The 1,501-nt window shown below is 55.6% G+C and carries 2 protein-coding genes; both read left to right on the top strand.

Annotated elements, in window-relative coordinates; all coding sequences use genetic code 11:
• The first annotated feature begins 126 nt into the window (after nt 1-126).
• Complete coding sequence (locus tag AC1D1Z_RS37335) at nt 127-1,131, top strand: extracellular solute-binding protein (protein WP_065276660.1); 1,005 nt, start codon at nt 127-129, stop codon at nt 1,129-1,131.
• 50 nt (nt 1,132-1,181) lie between these two features.
• Nucleotides 1,182-1,501, top strand: a 320-nt coding sequence (locus tag AC1D1Z_RS37330; RefSeq protein ID WP_477853846.1) for an ATP-binding cassette domain-containing protein, incomplete at its 3' end; no start/stop codon positions are given.

Below are 1,501 nucleotides of genomic sequence, written 5' to 3'. Positions count from 1 at the left end.
TGGTTAGCAGCCAAAGAGCTATTGCAATATATATTAAATTACGCAATGTAATTAAACTGTCATAAAGCTTCATTAAGAACGCGCCAAGTCGGAGATGACCGGCCAATCTGAAACGAGAGGAACACCATGCATCAGATCAAACGCTTATTGACCCTGGCAGCCGTGCTGATCGCGGTGACCTCTCCGGCCTTGGCCAATAGTCTTGTCGTTTATTCCCCTCAGGGAGAAGAGAACGTTCAGTGGATAGTCGACCAGGCTAAAGCCGCCGGTTACGATGTGCAGGTTCTGCGCGCACCCGGAGGAGAACTTTTTGATCGGCTGGTCGCCGAGAAGAACAACCCCCAGGCCGATGTCGTACTCGGCATGGTCGACACGTCTATGGCTCTGCTCAAAAAGAACGGCCTGTTCCAGCCATACACACCAGCCTGGGCGGCGGACCTCCCTGCGCAATACAAGGACAAAGAAGGCATTGTCTACAAATTCTGGAGCACACCGGTCGTCATAGCCTATGATTCCGAAAAGCTTGCCGCTGAGCGGGCGCCGAAAAGTTGGCTGGACCTGACAAGGGGCGAATACAAAGGCAAATACGTCATCGGCAACACCGCCTGGCAGACGACAAGGGTCTATCTGGCCGGTATCTTGGCCCGGTTCCTCGACGACAAGGGCGAAGTCACTCAGGCTGGATGGGATTTTCTTGGCGCATTCTATGCGAACGCGATCGTTGTCGATGACGCCGATGCGCGCAAGGAAGCCTTCAAATCGGGCGGTGCGGTCATCAATCTGAACTGGTTCGGCGGCGTCATCAAGGACGCCAGGGAACTCGGCATGCAAGTCAAGGTCATTGACCCGGAAGGTGGCACGCCCGTCATCTCCGAAGGCGTGGCGATCATGGCCGGAACCGATCAGTTGGAGCAGGCAAAGGCATTCGTCGACTGGTTCGGCTCTGCCGATGTCATGGCCGGCTACGCCAAAAAGTTCGGTCAGGTTCCGGTGCTGCCGGCGGCGCTGGCTAAATCACCGCCAGAGGTGCAGGCGAATGCGGAACTAGTCAAGGCTCAGCCTATCGACTGGGATGCCGTCGCGCCCAAACTGGACGGCTGGTTGCAGAAGATCGAGCTTGAAATCCGGTGAGCATGTAGGACCGGGCGATGCAGATCGCCAGGCTTCACAGGAGTATGATCATGCCGACCCCGATCCTCATCATCGATAAACTGCATATTGGCTATGGCGATAAGGTAGTCATCCGCGACCTCTCGCTTGAAATTCACGAAGGCGAGTTCGTTGCTCTGCTCGGGGCTTCCGGCAGTGGGAAATCCAGCGTTCTAAGGACCCTCGCCGGCTTTCATTCGGCAATGAGCGGGCGGATTATCCTTGAAGGAAAAGATATCACCAACGAGCCTCCGGAGCGCCGCAATGTCGGCATGGTATTCCAGAACTATGCGCTGTTTCCAACGATGACGGCGTTCGAAAACATCGCCTTTGCTTTGCGTGTCGCGAAGAT

The organism is Rhizobium sp. P1_E1 (assembly GCF_056406015.1).
This window is presented reverse-complemented; position numbering and strand designations above follow the sequence as displayed.